Here is a 17,573-nt window from a genome sequence, read left to right as displayed (position 1 = left end):
CCTCTTCCTCTTTATTTTTCTTTTATTATGCGTTTTTTTCAATTAATCTTTCGTTAATCTCTTTTAAAATATTTTCTTTGAATTCAACAAAGCTTTCTTCTTTTTGATCATGAGAACCAAATGTTCTAACATTAACTCCTTTATTTTCTACTTCTTTATCCCCTATTACTAGAGTATAAGGTATTTTCTTGTTAGCTGCTTCACGAATTTTATATCCAAGTTTTTCATCTCTATCATCGATAGCTACTTTTACACCAGCTTTTTTAAGTTCTTGCATGATTTCTTTAGAATAATCATAGTGGTAATCATTATTTACAGGAATAATTCGCACTTGGTTTGGAGCTAACCATGTCGGAAGGTCTCCTTTGTATTCTTCTAATAAGAAGGCAACCATACGTTCCATTGTTGACACAATACCACGGTGAATTACTACTGGACGATGTGCTTTACCATCTTCTCCAATGTATTCTAATTCGAAACGTTCTGGTAATAAGAAATCTAGTTGAATTGTTGATAATGTTTCTTGTTTTCCTATTGCAGTTTCTACTTGAACATCAAGTTTTGGTCCGTAGAAAGCAGCTTCTCCTTCTGCTTCAACATAATCAAGACCTAACTCATCTGCAGTTTCTTTTAACATTTGCTGTGCATTATTCCACATCACATCATCATCAAAATATTTTTCTGTATTTTCTGGATCTCTATAAGATAAACGATAGCTAAAGTTAGTAATTCCTAAATCTTTGTATGCTTCTTCTATTAATCCTACTGTTAATTTGAACTCATCTTTAAGTTGATCTGGACGAACAAAAATATGTGCATCGTTAAGAGTCATTCCACGAACACGTTGAAGCCCACTTACTGCCCCACTTGATTCATAACGGTGCATCATACCAAGTTCAGCAATACGAATAGGTAATTCACGGTAAGAGTGACGCTCATTTTTGTAAACCATCATATGGTGTGGACAATTCATAGGACGAAGAACCATTGTTTCATGATCCATTTCCATTGGTGGAAACATGTCTTCTTGATAGTGTTCCCAGTGCCCACTAGTAATATATAAATCTTTAGAACCTAAAACTGGTGTATAAACGTGGTCGTATCCAAGTTCTACTTCTTTATCGACGATATATCTTTCGATTGTACGGCGGATAGTAGCACCATTTGGTAACCAAAGTGGTAGACCTGCTCCTACTTTTTGACTTGTTGTAAAGATTCCTAATTCTTTACCTAGTTTTCTATGGTCACGTTCACGAGCTTCTTGCAACCTTACTAAGTGCTGTTCTAAATGTTCTTTAGTGAAATAAGCTGTTCCATAAATACGTTGTAACATTTTATTATCGCTATTTCCACGCCAATAAGCTCCTGCTACTGATAAAAGTTTGAATTCTTTAATTTTAGAAGTAGAAGCTACATGTCCTCCACGACAAAGATCAACAAAATCACCTTGAGTGTAAACAGTAATTACTTCATCTTCTGGAAGGTCATTAATTAATTCAACTTTATATGGGTCTGCTGCGAAAATTTCTAATGCTTCAGTACGACTAACCTCACGTCCTTCAATAGCAACATTTTCACTAATTATTTTTTTCATTTCTTTTTCAATATTTTTAAAGTCTTCTTCACTTATTTTGTATTCTGAATCAAAGTCATAGTAGAATCCACCGTCAATTGCTGGCCCAACACCAAAATGAATATCTTTCCCATATAATCTTCTCAGTGCTTGTGCAAGCAAGTGTGCTGAAGAGTGGCGAAGTACATATAATGAATCTTGGTCTTCATCATCAGCAACAATAAGTTTTAAGTGCCCATCTTTTGTAATTGGTTTGTTCAACTCGATATAGTCTTCATCTAATTTCGCTGAAATAACTTTTTTCTTAAGACTGATACTAATACTCTCTGCAATTTCTAACGCTGTTTTATTATCATATTCTCTAACATTTCCATCAGGAAAAACTAATTTTGCCATTATAAAAATCTCCTTTTATTTACATGAATACTTAGCTTTACATATATTTGTTACACAAAATAAAAAGCCCTTCTCTAGCCTATGCTAAAGAAGGGACGAATAATTTCGTGGTACCACCCAAGTTCGAAGTAAATACTTCCTCATAATGCAATTAAAGCTTGCTAACTTCATACTATAAACAAGGTAGTAACATATAACGCTTATAGGTATTTTCAGCACCATACCCTCTCTAAAATAAGTTAGCCATATATCGTATCCTAAGTACATATGTATTTTTATTCATTAATGTAATTCTAGCACAAAGATACTTCAATTTCAAGAGGAAATTTAGAAATAAATTTTCTTTATTCTAACTATTCAAACTATCTAATATTTTACTTATTCCTTCTCCAATAACTTCTTATACCACTAAAAGTTATTAAGACAATCAGTAACATAAATATATAGTTTTTGATACTAAAGTATTTGGCTGCTTCTGTTTTTACTATCTCTAGATTTTTATCAATATCGTTATCTTTTTTTACAGCCATATTAATTGCTTCAAATTTATCCAAATCACTTTTGCTAATTTTTGTGTTTTTTACTGCAACATAGTAAAGATACTTATGATTATTTAAAGGCGTTATATCTTTTACCCCAGTATCAGAAATATCTAAACTTGCTAAATGATCAACAGTTTTCAAAGCACTAATATCTTTTAAACCTAGATTTTCATTTAGCATCAAACGATATAAATATTTTTTCCCAGCTAATACTGAAATATCCTCAAGATTATTTTTATATAGTAATAATTCTTCAAGATTATCTAAATTTTTCAATGGGCTTATATCACGTATATCATTTCTATCCAAATAAAGTGTACGCAAAGTCTTTAATTCGGCTAATGGGCTTAAATCTTTTATAGCATTTTTTTCAGCAATAAGACTTTCTAGTTTAACTGCACTTTTTAAAAAAGAAATATTGTCAAAGCCAATTCCAGATATATTTAGACTGCGAATATTATCAAGCTTTAAGTTGTTAGGTATATAATCTTTTAATACACCGTTCATCGAAATGTCTAATGATTCAACATTTAGATTATTCATAAAATCTAAGTTATTCATTAAGTTTTTACGAAGAACTAATTGTCTTAACTTCGTAAGCTTTCCTAAACTTTCTGGATTTTTTATTTTATTATTAGTTAAGTTTAAATCTTCCAATTCTGTTAATTTTTCTAATGGCTTTAAGTCCTCTATAAAATTATTAGAAAGATTTAAACTTTTCAGGTTAGTTGCATGTTCTAGCCCTTGAAGCGAGAAAATATTCATCCATGGTAATGACAAACTAGTAAACTGCTTCATCATCCCAACCGTAATGTCTTTTCCTTTATACTTCTTATCTATATGAAATTTATAATACTCTAGCAATGCTTCTTTTAAGTTCAAGTCTTCAAAGTTTATTTTCTCACCACTTTCAGCCTCTGAATAATTCCTTTCACCAAAAGGTACATAAACATCATTCGCCAACACTATTTGTGGTACTGTAAAACTTAAAGTAAGAACCGCTAAAGTGCTATATAGTACTTTTTTCATCTTTTTCCTCTTTTAATTTTTTATACTCTTTTATTTTATTTCTAACAATTACTAAACCATAAGCTGCAAGTGGAATTAGAAATACAAAATATGGGAAAATATATCTACTCTTCGCTTCCCAAATTATATTAAATAATGTTCCACCTATAAAAGCAATAGGTATAATAGCAAAAAATTCATTTTTTCGTTTATACATAACAACCGCAAAAACAAATGTAAATAAATAAACAAATACTTGAAATACTTTCATTATAAATTCTAAAACAGTGTGTGTGTGATTAAAGTAAATCTGCTTAACAAAAAAGTCTCTAATCTTTTCAAGTGTTGTTTCATTACTAAAGTTTCGCTGTGGTGCTGTTACTAATAAACTTTGAAACGTAGGCTCTATAAATTGGTTTTCATATTTCCTTTGATAAAAATCTAAAGCATATTTTGGATTATCACGAAAAACATTTAACCTCTGCTTCATTGAGGTTTTAGAAATTTCAATAATGCGTTTTGTATCATACTCCTCTTCGGGCATAATATCATAATTAAACCTATTCCACCAACCAGCCTCACGTTCACCTTCTTGCATTCCCATAGCTATCCAAGTAATTTTGGGAACTCCTTCAGCGATTTCTTTTTGGCTTTTCACTTCATAATAATTTGTAATAATACTCTTTGACGCACTCATTAAAAATACACAACTTAAGATAAATGCAATTATCTTCCAATCCTTATTACGAATAAAATAAATTACAGCTACTGCAAAAATTGCCAACAAGTGTATTGAATTATTACCAATTAGAAGTATTGCTAAGTTGATACTTAAGGAGCTTATTACAAGCTGATACCAATGTTTTTCTTTTGTATACTTTATAAAATAATAATATGCAACAAGCGTTAAAAACATTCCAGGTAATAAGCCATAAACAAAAGCTACATAAAAAATAAGTGGAAAACATAACGCACCTAATATGACAACAATATAATTGGTATCTTCATCCTCAAAAAGTATATTCGCAATTTTATACAACATAAAAATTATAAAACTTATAGAAAAACTTTGCATTATATAAAGAATAAATGTTGCTCTTCCAAATAAAGATAATATTATTTGAAAAATAAATACCGTTGTAATTTGATGTGAATAGATATATAAATAATTATCTCCTTTATCAAGTCCACTATAATTTTCACGAATAAAGTTATTAGCTTGATCAATTACGTGAAACGGGTCAAACTGAACATAATCCCGGCGTAATATTGCAAACAAAATACTTATAATAAAAGTATATATCATAACAAGAAGTACAAGTCGTTTTACACTTATAATCTTTTTCAAATACTTCACTAATATTAAGATAACTATACTAAATATTATTAAAAAAATAATATTTAGTATAGCATTGTCCTGTTTATAATATAATGTTTCTTGATAATCGCTAGGAAATATTGCAGTTTTTGTAAGTACCAATAAAGTATTTAAACCCATTAGTACAAAAAATATAATAGCTACTATTTTTACTAAAAAATTAGATAACTTAGTAAATATTTCCTTATTCATAGATTATTTCTCACTTTTTTCTTCGTTCAAGAATTTTTCAACAATAAATCTTGGACGTTCTTTAGACTCTAAGTAGATTTTACCTACATATTCTCCAACAATTCCAAGAGAAATCATAATCATTCCTCCAATAAACCACATTGAAATCATCATACTTGACCATCCAGGTCTAGCAAAACCTGCAAAGTAACTATACAATGTATAGAAGAATACTATTGCAGCAATAAAAATCATCAATGCTCCACCAACTGTAATGAATCTAATTAGTTTCACAGATAAAGATGTAATTCCTTCAAAAGCAAAAGCTAACATTTTTGATAGTGGATATTTACTTTCTCCAGCAAATCTCTCTGCTCTTTCATATGTTACGATATCATTTGGATATCCAATCATAGGAACAATTCCACGTAAAAATAGGTTTACTTCTTTAAACTCTGCTAAACCGTCTAAAGCACGTTTACTCATTAAACGATAGTCAGCATGGTTAAAAACAGTATTAGCACCTAGTTTTTCCATAACGCGATAAAATGCTTCTGCAGTGAAGCGTTTAAAGAATGTATCAGTCGTACGAGCTGAACGAACTCCATAAACTATATCGCAACCTGCTAGATATTTTTTCATCATCTCATCCATCGCGTTAATATCATCTTGTAAATCTGCATCCATTGAGATACTTACATCACAATGATCTTTAACAGTCATAAGCCCCGCTAAAAGAGCATTTTGGTGCCCACGGTTTCTACTTAAATTAATACCGCTGAATAATGGATTTTTTTCATGAAGTTCTTCAATCATTTGCCATGTTTTATCTTTAGAACCGTCATTTACTAATACTACACGGCTGTCCTTAGAAATTAAATCTTCATCCATCATATTATTCATTTTAATTTCTAATCTTTTTGCAGTTTCAAACAATACCTCTTCTTCGTTATAACAAGGTATTACTACATATAACTTTTTCATTATAAATCTCCTATTTTTATTTTCTACTTATTGCTTTATTAAGTCTATTCAATAACGCAATATTTTCTTTAGTTTCTTTTATTGGTAGAATATATATTTCTTCTACTTTTTCTTCGTCAAACTCTCTTAGAATATTATATAAATTTTTATTAGATTGTTCAACACTTTTCTCATTATCTGCCAAATATTTTACAGATATATTTAGATTCTCAAACAAATGCTCATTACTTTTATAAGTTATAAAACCTGTTTTTTTATTTTTAGTTTTTAAAAATTCTAAAGCTTTTTCTAAAGAATCTTCATAATATAACAGCTCTGCTTCTGGTGAATAATGACGATATTTCATTCCAGGTGCTATAGGAGTTTGCGTGTCAACCATTACTTCATCATTGTATTTAACACTACCTAGACCTAAGATTCCTTCAATATCCTCTTTAGTTATCTCTCCTGGTCTTGCGATAACCAAAGGCGTTCTCGTACAATCTATTACTGTACTTTCCAAACCAATATCCGATTGTTCATCTTCAATTATAACATCAATCTTGCCATTAAGGTCATGATAAACATGCTCAAATTTTGTCGGAGATGGTTTCCCACTAGTATTCGCACTAGGTGCGGCTAATAAAACTTTAGTCTCCTTTAAAATCTGGCGTGCCGTCTTATTAGATGGCATTCTTACCGCAAGTGTTGATAGTCCTGCACTAACTTTCTTCGAGATACCATTGTTTTCTTTAGCATTCAAAATTAGTGTCATTGGTCCTGGCCAAAAGTTTTCTATTAACTTGTCTACACGTTCATCTTGATAATCAACTATATCATTAAGCTGATTCATTTCATAAAAATGAACTATTAATGGATTGTCGCTTGGTCGACCTTTTGCTTCGTATATTTTACAAACAGCTTCATCACTCATTGCATCTGCGCTTAACCCATAGACTGTTTCTGTTGGAATAGCAATAAGTTTATTATCTTTGTAGTAAGTAATTAATTTATTATATATTTCTTCTTTATTATTACTTTTAGAAATATTTATTATCTCAGTTTCCATATAATCTCCTTATTACATTATCACTATAAATATTGTAGTCAGAATAATTAACATATAACTTAAATAATCTAACTTATTATATTTTAGTTCTTTATATCTGCTTCTTATAGTTGTTGTACTATATCCTCTTACTTCCATTGCAGTCGCAAGTTCATCCGCTCTTTTTAATGTTCCGATAAACAATGGAATCAAAATTGGAATGAATTTCTTAGTTTTTTGAATTAAAGTTCCTTCATTAAAATCTGAACCACGTGATACCTGGGCATTTATTATTCTATTAGTTTCTTCTAAAATAGTAGGAATAAATCTAAGAGAAATAGACAATACAAGTGCAAATGTAGAAATTGGAATTCCTATTTTCCTCAAAAATCCTAGGCTCTTTTCTATAGCGTGAGTAATATCACTCGGTGAAGTAGTCCCCATGAATACAACCATCATCATAACTACAAGTACAAACCGAACTGTGATAAGTGCTATACCATAAAAAGCTCCACTATAGATTTTAAAAGCATAAAATTCTAAAATAATATTCCCACTTTTATTAAAAATAAGATGAACTAATGAAGTAAATATTATTAATAATAGAATAGCTTTAACACTGTCAATTAGAAAGGCGATGTTTGTTTTAGATAATATAATCGCTAATACTAAAAATAAAGATAAGATTAATAACTCACCCACGCTATGCGCAATAAAAACATCAATAAAATAACAAATTACAAAAAATAATTTCACTCGAGGATCTAAATTATGAATAATAGTATTTAACGGTATATACTTACTTATCAACGAACTATTCATTTTCCTTTTTCCTCTTTATCATATTTTTTAAACTATTCGTCAATTCTCTATATTCCCTAGGAAATAATCCTATATCAATATTTTGCTCTTTCAACTGATAATAAAATTTCAAAATTTCGGGAAGTTCTAGTGAATTATCTTTTAATAACTCTTTATTAGAAAACAACTCCTCTGGCAATCCAGAAAATGCTATTTCTCCAGAATTTATGACATGGACAATATCTGCATACTTTAAGACATAATCCATATTGTGAGTCACAAGAACTATAGTCATTTTTTTCTCTTTTTGCAGAGTTTTGACCATATCCATTATTTCCTCACGACTTCTGTAATCAAGAGCTATAGTTGGTTCATCTAAAATCAATACCTTAGGTTCAAGAGCCAGTACGCCACAAAGAGCTACTTTTCTCATTTCCCCACCAGATAATTCAAATGGAGATTTTTCCAAATAACTTTCATCTAATCCAACAAGAGATATTAATTCTTTAGCTCTTTCTATGGCTTTTTCTTCGCTTATTCCATAATTTAATGGAGCAAATATAATATCTTTCAACACAGTCGTTTCAAAAAGTTGCTGTTCTGAAAATTGAAAAAGAACAGATACACTTTTTCGAAGTTCTCTCAACTTCTTCGCTAATACGCGACGTTCTTTTTTATTCTTAGGCGCTACTATTACCATTTCATCTACATTAACCTCTCCACTTGTCGGAATCAATAGACCATTAAAATGCTCTATTAATGTAGACTTCCCGCTCCCTGTTTTTCCTACTATAACAGTATAGCGACCTCTTTCTATGCTTAAATTAATATTATTTAATACTTCTTTTTCATAAGGAGTTTTTTCGTTGTAAATATAGCTAACATCTTTTAAATTAATTTGCATATTTTTTCAACTACACTCCTCTCATCTTCTTCTATTTCAAATGTTTTTATATCTAAATAAGCATTTAATTCATTCTTTATTTTCTCTAAAAAAGGTATCTCTAAATGGTATTTTTTCAGTATATTAATATCATTATATAAAAAATTATAACTTCCATTATAGACGATTATTCCTTTTTCCAAAATTATAATATTATCTGAATAAATACTTTCTTCTGCATCATGAGTTATAGATATAATTGTAAGTTTTTGTTCTCTATTTATTTTTTTTATATATCCTAATATAGATTTTCTAGCAACAGGATCTAGCATACTTGTCGCTTCATCTAAAATTAAAACCTCTGGACGCAAAGCTAGTGCTGATGCAATAGCCACTCGTTGTTTTTGGCCTCCTGAAAGTGAAGTTGGTTCGAATTTTCTATAATCTTTCATATCTACTATATCTAATACTTCACATATAATCTGCTCCATTTTTTCACGAGGGAGATTTTTATTTTCTAATCCAAATGCTATATCTTCTTCAACAGTAGCTCCTACAAACTGATTATCTGGATTTTGAAAAACAACTGCAATCTTCTGACGAATATCATTATATGTTTCTTTTGTATATTCTTTATTCTCAAAAAGAATTTTTCCTTTAGTTGCCAAATTTTGCCCATAAAGCAGTTTCATCAGTGTAGACTTTCCACTACCATTTTCTCCAAGAATTGTTAACCAACTACCTCTTGGTACTTCAAAACTTATATCTGCTAATGTCATATTTTTAGAATTATTATACTTGAAAAATACATTGTCAAACTTTATCATTATCTATACTCATTTCTTTAAAACATCATTTCATTATACCAAATTTCAGTATGTTTCTCAAACTTAAACTTTTATAGTTACTCAAGCAATAACTTAGTGTTCTCCAAGATTGTTATTTCAAAAATCCATACATATATTTTTACTAGTTCTATATATTTTCGTATCTAGCCAATCCTTCTTTTATAAACTTATTGATTTCTTCGTTATTATAAATAACTTCTTTTAAATACAATCCAGCTGCATCTGCTTTTGGCCCAGCATATTTTCGTTCTTTTTTATCTAAAATCTCTTTTACATATTCCGCTTCATATTTCCCAGCTGCTACATCTTGAATAGTACCAATTATAATACGCACCATATTATATAAGAATCCATTTCCACAAACATCAAAGTTAATAACACGTGGGTTGGTTTTATCATAATACATATTAAAATAATAAATTTCTCTAATCTTATCTTCAACACTAGAATTTTTTGAACAAAATGAAGAAAAATCATGTTCTCCTATAAAATAATTCAAAGCCTTTTGAGCTTTTTCAAAGTTAAAATTATATTTATGTTGTCCTACATAATTCAGTAAGAACGGATCTACATTTTGACCTATATATAATTTATAATGGTAAGTCTTTCTTGTACTATTATATCTAACATGAAAATCCTCATTACTTGTTGTAACACCAAAAATTCTAATGTCTGCTGGCAAATTAGCATTTAATACTTTCTTCCACGCTTCATTTGGGATATTCAATTCTGTGTCGAAATGAAGTACTTGTCCATAAGCATGCACCCCACTATCAGTCCGACCACTCATATATACTCTTATATCTTTTTTGTTTATCTTTTTTAATGCTTTCTCTATTTCTTCTTGAACAGTGTTGTTATTTGGCTGGATTTGAAATCCATGATAATCACTTCCATCATATCTACATAGTAAAACTACTCTCACTCTTATCTCCTCAAAATTTATTTTATAAATATAGCTTTTCACAAACAATTAATAAGCTTTAGCCTCATCTTCAGTCATCCAGAAATGAATTCCACCAGTAGAATCATACCAGCGATCTTCATTAAAATTTTCGGCATATACCCATTCACCCAACTTATAGCAAAAATTTTCTGCTACCGTTGACCATGCTTCATCAAAAAACTTTGTCCCCTCAAAATTTTTTATTTCTAAAACCTTAGCCTTGTCGCATCTGCAACAATTCATTGTAGACGACACTCTTCTAGCATCGCTAGGTATCAACAGTTTTATAATTAGGTTGTCTAAACCTTTTTTATATGCGACAAAAGCCCCTTGTTCAGGGCAATGAATACGAAAATTTTCTGTCTTATCATCAAATATTATATTATCTAAAATAGCATTTTCTAAAACTGCTGCATATAATTTAGCACCTCTTATATCTGCATAAGTCAAATTTACTCGTCTCAGAGAAGCACGCTCTAAATTAGCATTTTTTAAGTTGGCATTTTGCAAATTACAATCATCTAAAAGAACATTAACAAGTTGGCTACTATAAAAATTTACATTTGATAAATTAGCATTAATAAAATTAGAATGTGAAAAATTCATGTCACTTAAATCATAATTTTCTAAATTCATATTTTCTAAAATCAAATTTGTAAAATCTTTTTCTCCTTGTTTTAACTTGTTTTTAAATTGTTCAAAAGAAATTTTTTCCATAAAAACACCTCATTTATATTATATCATAGAGAGAAAAAATAAAAAGTAAAGTCCAAAAATTAAACTTTACTTTCAATATTTAATTTAATTCAAAAGAAAAAAGTAGGTTCTTTATACTACTTTTATAAATTTTTTACATAATAATTAATAAACTTCTTTTCCTTTTTTCTCATGAAAATATTTAATCCCTGCTTCGATCTATATTTTCATTCGACTACATAATACAGCCTACTAACATATATAATACTTACTATTATAACTTTCTTGCATCGATAGAGAATTGCCCATAGTCATCAAATTTACGGTTCGATGGTAGAAACTTGCAAGCCATATCCCTGCCTTTATATGTGCTATATTATTTAATTAATATAATACCAGTTATCCTTTAATATTTCAAGTATTTTTTATTATAATTAACAAAAAAATATAGTTATACCATTTTTATTCCTCTCTAAAAGTTATTATATCAATTATAAATCATGATAACAGATATTTCCTTCTATTTTATTTTTATAACTTATTTTTTTATTTTCTTGTAATAACTTTTATAATAAAATGTCACAACAAAGAAACCTAAACATATCGCTGCCATAGTATCAGTAGGATAATGGACCCCTAGATATATTCTTGAAGTTGCAATTATCAATATTCCTAAAATTGATATAAGTAAAATAAGATATTTACTTGTCTTTTGAAATACATTAATAGCTATTAAACCTAACGTTAGGTACATTATTGTTGCAGATGTGCTATGACCACTTGGAAAGCTCAAACCACTAACTTCTGTTAATCGATGAATTTCTGGTCGTTGCCTTTCAAATATATTTTTTATAAAAGACATTATTATTCCACATGTTGACATTGTTAGTATCAAAAACAACGCTTCTCTTTTATACTTTAAAAAATACAAAATTACTGTTATCACAACTACTAGTATTGTACTCTGCCATGTATCGGCTATATCAGTTATAGACTTGTAAAAAATAGTTAATTCGCTACTCTCAAAACCTTGAATAAAATTAATTATTCTCAAATCAAAATTTTTTAAAAAGCTATCATAACCTATTGCGATAATTAAAAATATAAAAATTGATACTAACATTATAAAATTATACTTCTTTTCCTCCATGTCATCTCCTTAAATAAAATTAGGATAACTAGATTTCTTTGTTATTCTATCTAGTTATCCTTTGTTTTAGTCTAAAGTTTTTAATTTCCCTTTAAAATCTTCTATACTTGAGTAACCTTTTCCTCGCATTACTTCTTCTAATTCAGCTGATAAACGCTCGAAAACTCCAACTCCTTCTTGATGAAGAATTGTACCTACTTGTACCAAATCTGCTCCGCACAGTATATGCTCAAAAACATCACGTCCATTAGTAACCCCACCAGTTCCAATAATTTTAATATCTTTATTAAGACGTTGTCTAAAGGCACGCACATTTGCCAATGCAGTTGGTTTAATATATTCTCCACCAATACCACCAAAGCCACCTTTTGGTTTGATAACAACCTCTTCCTTGTCTAAATCAATGTATAATCCATTACCTATACTATTAACACTATTTACATAAGTTAGTGGAAACTTATTTAAAATCTCTGCCATTGCATCAAAATGGGCGATATCAAAATACGGTGGAAGTTTTACTCCTAGTGGTTTCGTAAAGAACGAGAAAACCTCGGCTAACAACTTCTCTGTTAAATCAAAATCATAGGCAATCTGAGGCTTACCAGGAACATTTGGACATGATAGATTAAACTCAGTTACTCCTTCGTAATCGCTTTCTTGGATTTTTTTCAACAGTCCAATATTTTCTTCATAACTCATACCTGTTACTGATAGAAATTGTAGCTTGGCGCCTTGTTTTTGGCGTTCTAATACATAATCTAAATAATAATCAAATCCATTATTAGGAAGCCCCATCGAATTAATACTTCCTAATTTTGTATCATAATAACGCGGTTCAGGATTCCCTGCACGGTAATCTCTTGTTGCAGTCTTTGTAACAAAAGCTCCTGCTGCACTTCCAGCAAGTTCATTAAGTTCCTGAACACTCATACAATGAACACCAGATGCATTCATTAAACAATTTTCTAATTCTATTCCTAAAAATGTTGTTTTTAACATTTTTCTCCCTCCACAAAGCTTTTTATATAGTTTATCATAAATATTCATTAGTTACTATTGATAAGAAGAACCAAACTATAAATCAAATATACCGTTTATTAATATTAATTATTTATTTTTGAATATAAGTCTAATGAGACAAATTCTCCATTAGAAAGTTCATGTTCTACTAATACCCCTTCTTTGAAAAAATTCAGACGTTTCGGCACAGCTGAACTTTTGGCATTTTCTGTTTGAACTAGTATCGTAAGTTTATGCAAATTTAACTCAGTAAATGCGTATTCTGTTAAATATTCTACACTTCTTGTAATTATTCCTAATCCTTCATACTCTCCACTTAACCAGTAGCCAACCTCGGCACGAACATTGATTTTTATTTCATGAAGATCAACCATTCCCGCTACTTCATCATCAACCAAAATCATTAAAACAAACATCTTTTTATCTAACATTTGATGCAAGATATCTTTAATAACTTTTTTCTCTTCTTCTGCACTTTTTAAGTTATGAACCCAGGGTAAGTATTCGCCTAATCGCTCTCGTTCGTTGTCAATTATGTTATACATTTCCTCTGCATACTTTGTTTCTGGAAGAATCAATTTACATTCTCTTCCATCTCCTAACTGGAATTTTTCAAATAAAAACATTACTTCACCCCTATTCTTTAAAATTCTCCTCAATAACTTCTGCTAAAAGTTTGTAAGAATGATATTGAGCCTCTTCATCGTAAATATAAGAATTAACTATAAGTTCTTCAAACTTAACTCTTTTTTGTAAATCTTTAATTTGTTTTACAACCGTCTCTTTACTACCTATAAAAGATACCTTTGTCATTTTCTCCACTATTTCCTTTTCATGACTAATCAAATCATCTATTTCAAAAGCAATCGGTCCAAAATGAGGGACTTTATTTGTGGCGATAAATTCTCTCCACACCGCTTCTTCAGATTGAAGTGGGGGCATAAGTCCTTTCTGATTACTTGTAACAATATTTAAAAATGATTGTATCATTGTCGTTGATAATCTTTTAGCTTCTTCATCTGTGTCAGCTAGTATTGCATTCACTCCTAGTATTACATAAGGCTTGTCAAGGATAGCTGATGGTTGAAAATAACGATTATATATTGCTATAGCATTTTCCATCATCGTTGGCGCAAAATGAGCAGCAAATGAATAAGGTAACCCTAACTTAGCAGCAAGATACGCACTATCGGTGCTTGATCCAAGAATATAAAATGGTAAATACAGACCATGAGCAGGATAGGCTTGAACATAATTCGAACCTTTAAAGTATCCTGATAATTCTGCTAAATCTCGCTCAAAATCAGTTTTCAAATCTTTAGTTCTACGTAAAGCCATCGCTGTTGGTACATCTGTACCTGGAGCACGTCCAAGTCCTAAATCTACTCTATTAGGATACAATGTTTCTAACGTTCCATATTGTTCAGCAATCAAATATGGACTATGATTAGGCAACATTACACCACCAGAACCAACTCTAATTTTTTTAGTATTTGCTAGTGTATGCTGAATTAAAAGTTGGGTTGCACTACTTGCAATACTTCTCATATTATGATGCTCAGCAATCCAATACCGAGTATATCCTAAGTCTTCAACTCTTTTTGCAAGACGTACCATAGCATCCATAGCATCTTTAAAACTTTCTCCATGCCTTAATGGCACAAGATTCAATACAGAAACTTTCATAGTTATCTCCTAATTTATATTTTACATATTATCTTTTATACTCTTGACTATATATACTAACAAAACAATTTACTCATTAAGTTAAAATTCAATTTTCTATAAAATACGTAGTTTTTCTTCTTTAACGCTTAATGTAGTCTCCTAAAATTGTTTCAATATATGTTGGTATTGAATCAATTAATTCATTCCCTCTTATATATTTTCTTATAATAGAACCGTCATTTTTTGATAAATCCAAAACTTCAAAGTTTTCATTAACAAATTTATTAAATTTCATTTTAACAATAAAATCTTCAAAACTTAAAAACTTTTTTAACCAAATAGCTGCTTTATCATTTTGATACGCTTTTAACATAGGAGTCTCTTCTCCCCTATAAAATTGTTTTAAATCATACAATAAACAATCTATTCTATCCTTATATATTTGATATCTATATGTATTTATTGTAGGTAGCTTATGCTTCGGCCAAATAAAATGATAATCTATATTACTACGAATATTTTCATAATCTTTTATCCAAAAATCAAAGTTATAATTTCTTATTTTAGCAAGCTGCTTTCTACCGCAAATAACATCTGCTGATAATAATATTTCTTCTTTTCCAACATAATCTATTAAATAATATTTTTTAGAAACTAATCCAAATTTTTCCGCTAGCTCTTGATATAATTCTATATCACATGCATCTGCATCTAGACATAATTCTGTAAATATTACCTCTATAAATTCTGAATTACATTTCAATAACTCATTATAAAAATCACTTTTATAAAAACTTTCACATCTTTTAATATTCTCTTTATATACCTTCATTACTTTTCCTCCTTACTTTTTAAGTTTTGGAGCTTCTTTTATTGTATTATAAATATTAAATCTCTATTCCCTTCTCTGCTAAGTTATTTATACATTCCATATAATAACTATCATTATGTTCTTTATAAATTGGTGAATTAATTTTTACTTCTTTCAGGTCTGTATAGGGTTTACAAACTTTTCCTCGATAGTTTTTATCAAACCATTCCTCACTCACATTATATCCTCTAGCTATCATTTCATCCATTATTAGTTTATGATATTTATATAACAAAAATGGTTCATAATCAAATACATAATTGACTGTTGCATGTCTTTTTGCCCAACCATTCCCTCTTAATGCACAGCATTCACGATGTTGTCCTAAAAGTTGTTGTCTAGGTAGTTTGCGAATTAAATCTTCATGCCATAATCTCATTAATTTTCTCCTATAATAAAAGTTGATTCCTGTAAATACTTATTAGAATATTTTCCCAATAATACTCTTATTTCTTTTAAAATCTCGTTTTGTGTTGTTTTTCCATCTCTATACTCTTCTAACTTTGCAAAGAACTTATATTTTTCCTCTGATGTTGCATTCTTTTTGAAATATCCCCAAACGTGATGAAAAGCATTTGTCACTTGACCTTTATCTTCTGGTAACTTTATCGCTTGTTCAATATATCTTTCTACTACTCTTGTATTAACATCTTCTTGTTTTAAATATTGTCTAATCTCTAAATATATCTGATTCGATTTACTTAACACCAAATATTTATTTTTCGCCCAAAGTTTCTGACAAAGAATGCGTTCCTTCTTTTTATCCATAATAAATTACATTCCTTACTTAATAATATTATTTTCTACGATCATATCTTAAATCTCTAGCTTTAATGAATTACCATCTACATAAACAGCCTCTGATTCAATGATTTTTATTTTTTCATCTTCAGAGAACCCTATAGTTTCTCCATGTTTTAATGTTACATCATAAGCCAAAACATAATTTAAAATATTTATAAACAAATTATATACTTCTCTATTTGACATAACCGTTTCTAATATTTCTATCTCAGACTTATCAAACTCTTGCATACCGTAAGAATAAACGCTTGTTCTTTCATTATTGTATATAATACCAATATATATCCAAAGCTGTATTGGTAGCATATCACTCAGTAATAACTCTGAAAAAGCAACATAAAGCTCTTTAGGAAGTAATAATGTAGCTGATCCTTGATAAATACCTATAGCATCTTCAGAAGTACGCAATATAGAAGAATTAATTTTTGTTAATAATGAATATTTCTCTACTGGCGGTATATCGCTAGATAAAATTGAAACTATTACATGATTTGTATGTTCTTTTGTTTCATTTTCTACATTCTCCCATAAATATGAATAACTATACATTGATTCAAATTCTGAATTAGGTATTGGAGCTGGCATCATCGACAAGGCAACAAGTTCATCTCCTACTTTGAAGGTAGCTAGTTCATCATCACCCTCGATATCCGTAACATCAAGTTCCCAATATACTCTTAAATCCTCTATTACCTTATCTAAAACATAACTTTTATTATTTTTGAACATCGGCATTGACAAAACAACATTATTTTCATTTAAAGCTTCCATTAGTTTTTCTCCTTTTTTAAAATTATTTCTTACTAT

General features: G+C 29.5%; 18 protein-coding genes and 1 riboswitch. All 18 genes read right to left on the bottom strand.

The genetic code is table 11. From position 1 onward, the window contains the following. Positions 1-25: 25 nt before the first annotated feature. The 18 genes from thrS to DQN46_RS02460 all read right to left on the bottom strand — a co-directional run bounded on the left by thrS (position 26) and on the right by DQN46_RS02460 (position 17,537). The gene (gene thrS / locus DQN46_RS02545) at positions 26-1,969 is read right to left on the bottom strand and encodes a threonine--tRNA ligase (protein WP_111742903.1); all 1,944 of its coding nucleotides are present in this window, start codon (positions 1,967-1,969) and stop codon (positions 26-28) included. Between the two features lie 374 nt (positions 1,970-2,343). Then, positions 2,344-3,540, bottom strand: a complete 1,197-nt coding sequence (locus tag DQN46_RS02540; protein ID WP_111742902.1) for a leucine-rich repeat domain-containing protein — start codon at positions 3,538-3,540, stop codon at positions 2,344-2,346. Beyond that, positions 3,521-5,089, bottom strand: coding sequence for a hypothetical protein (locus DQN46_RS02535; protein WP_111742901.1), 1,569 nt, complete (start codon positions 5,087-5,089; stop codon positions 3,521-3,523). The genes DQN46_RS02540 and DQN46_RS02535 overlap by 20 nt, the downstream gene beginning before the upstream one ends. Positions 5,090-5,092: 3 nt before the next feature. Next, the gene (locus DQN46_RS02530) at positions 5,093-6,052 is read right to left on the bottom strand and encodes a glycosyltransferase family 2 protein (protein WP_004632470.1); all 960 of its coding nucleotides are present in this window, start codon (positions 6,050-6,052) and stop codon (positions 5,093-5,095) included. 16 nt (positions 6,053-6,068) lie between these two features. After that, positions 6,069-7,100, bottom strand: coding sequence for an L-threonylcarbamoyladenylate synthase (locus tag DQN46_RS02525; RefSeq protein WP_111742900.1), 1,032 nt, complete (start codon positions 7,098-7,100; stop codon positions 6,069-6,071). A 12-nt stretch (positions 7,101-7,112) separates the two neighbouring features. Further along, positions 7,113-7,901, bottom strand: coding sequence for an energy-coupling factor transporter transmembrane component T family protein (locus DQN46_RS02520; protein WP_111742899.1), 789 nt, complete (start codon positions 7,899-7,901; stop codon positions 7,113-7,115). After that, positions 7,894-8,784 (bottom strand): energy-coupling factor transporter ATPase, encoded by an 891-nt coding sequence (locus tag DQN46_RS02515; RefSeq protein WP_111742898.1) that lies wholly within the window; start codon positions 8,782-8,784, stop codon positions 7,894-7,896. The genes DQN46_RS02520 and DQN46_RS02515 overlap by 8 nt, the downstream gene beginning before the upstream one ends. Next, positions 8,769-9,590, bottom strand: coding sequence for an energy-coupling factor transporter ATPase (locus tag DQN46_RS02510; protein ID WP_111742897.1), 822 nt, complete (start codon positions 9,588-9,590; stop codon positions 8,769-8,771). Before DQN46_RS02510 ends, DQN46_RS02515 begins: the two co-directional genes overlap by 16 nt. Positions 9,591-9,738: 148 nt before the next feature. Then, complete coding sequence (truA, locus tag DQN46_RS02505) at positions 9,739-10,536, bottom strand: tRNA pseudouridine(38-40) synthase TruA (RefSeq protein WP_111742896.1); 798 nt, start codon at positions 10,534-10,536, stop codon at positions 9,739-9,741. Positions 10,537-10,584: 48 nt separating this feature from the next. Continuing rightward, complete coding sequence (locus tag DQN46_RS02500) at positions 10,585-11,274, bottom strand: pentapeptide repeat-containing protein (protein WP_111742895.1); 690 nt, start codon at positions 11,272-11,274, stop codon at positions 10,585-10,587. A 267-nt stretch (positions 11,275-11,541) separates the two neighbouring features. Then, a riboswitch (purine riboswitch) is annotated at positions 11,542-11,643 on the bottom strand. A gap of 148 nt (positions 11,644-11,791) precedes the next feature. After that, on the bottom strand, positions 11,792-12,403 hold the full coding sequence (locus DQN46_RS02495) for a phosphatase PAP2 family protein (protein WP_004632484.1): 612 nt from the start codon (positions 12,401-12,403) through the stop codon (positions 11,792-11,794). Positions 12,404-12,469: 66 nt separating this feature from the next. After that, positions 12,470-13,402, bottom strand: coding sequence for a dihydroorotate oxidase (locus tag DQN46_RS02490; RefSeq protein WP_111742894.1), 933 nt, complete (start codon positions 13,400-13,402; stop codon positions 12,470-12,472). 104 nt (positions 13,403-13,506) lie between these two features. Then, positions 13,507-14,049, bottom strand: coding sequence for a GNAT family N-acetyltransferase (locus tag DQN46_RS02485; protein ID WP_004632488.1), 543 nt, complete (start codon positions 14,047-14,049; stop codon positions 13,507-13,509). Between the two features lie 10 nt (positions 14,050-14,059). After that, on the bottom strand, positions 14,060-15,109 hold the full coding sequence (locus DQN46_RS02480) for an LLM class flavin-dependent oxidoreductase (protein WP_111742893.1): 1,050 nt from the start codon (positions 15,107-15,109) through the stop codon (positions 14,060-14,062). 121 nt (positions 15,110-15,230) lie between these two features. Beyond that, on the bottom strand, positions 15,231-15,923 hold the full coding sequence (locus DQN46_RS02475) for a DUF6994 family protein (RefSeq protein WP_111742892.1): 693 nt from the start codon (positions 15,921-15,923) through the stop codon (positions 15,231-15,233). Between the two features lie 55 nt (positions 15,924-15,978). Further along, a complete protein-coding gene (locus tag DQN46_RS02470) occupies positions 15,979-16,341 on the bottom strand; it encodes a TIGR02328 family protein (RefSeq protein ID WP_111742891.1) in 363 nt (120 codons plus the stop codon). Continuing rightward, a complete protein-coding gene (locus tag DQN46_RS02465; protein ID WP_111742890.1) occupies positions 16,341-16,730 on the bottom strand; it encodes a YbgA family protein in 390 nt (129 codons plus the stop codon). The genes DQN46_RS02470 and DQN46_RS02465 overlap by 1 nt, the downstream gene beginning before the upstream one ends. Before the next feature lie 48 nt (positions 16,731-16,778). Beyond that, the gene (locus tag DQN46_RS02460; RefSeq protein WP_111742889.1) at positions 16,779-17,537 is read right to left on the bottom strand and encodes a DUF4261 domain-containing protein; all 759 of its coding nucleotides are present in this window, start codon (positions 17,535-17,537) and stop codon (positions 16,779-16,781) included. Between the last annotated feature and the right edge of the window lie 36 nt (positions 17,538-17,573).

The sequence above is a fragment of the Gemella morbillorum genome (genome assembly GCF_900476045.1).
In the GTDB taxonomy this organism is placed as follows: Bacteria; Bacillota; Bacilli; order Staphylococcales; family Gemellaceae; genus Gemella; species Gemella morbillorum.
The sequence above is the reverse complement of the archived record's forward strand: the minus strand, read 5'-3'. Positions and strand labels throughout refer to the sequence as shown.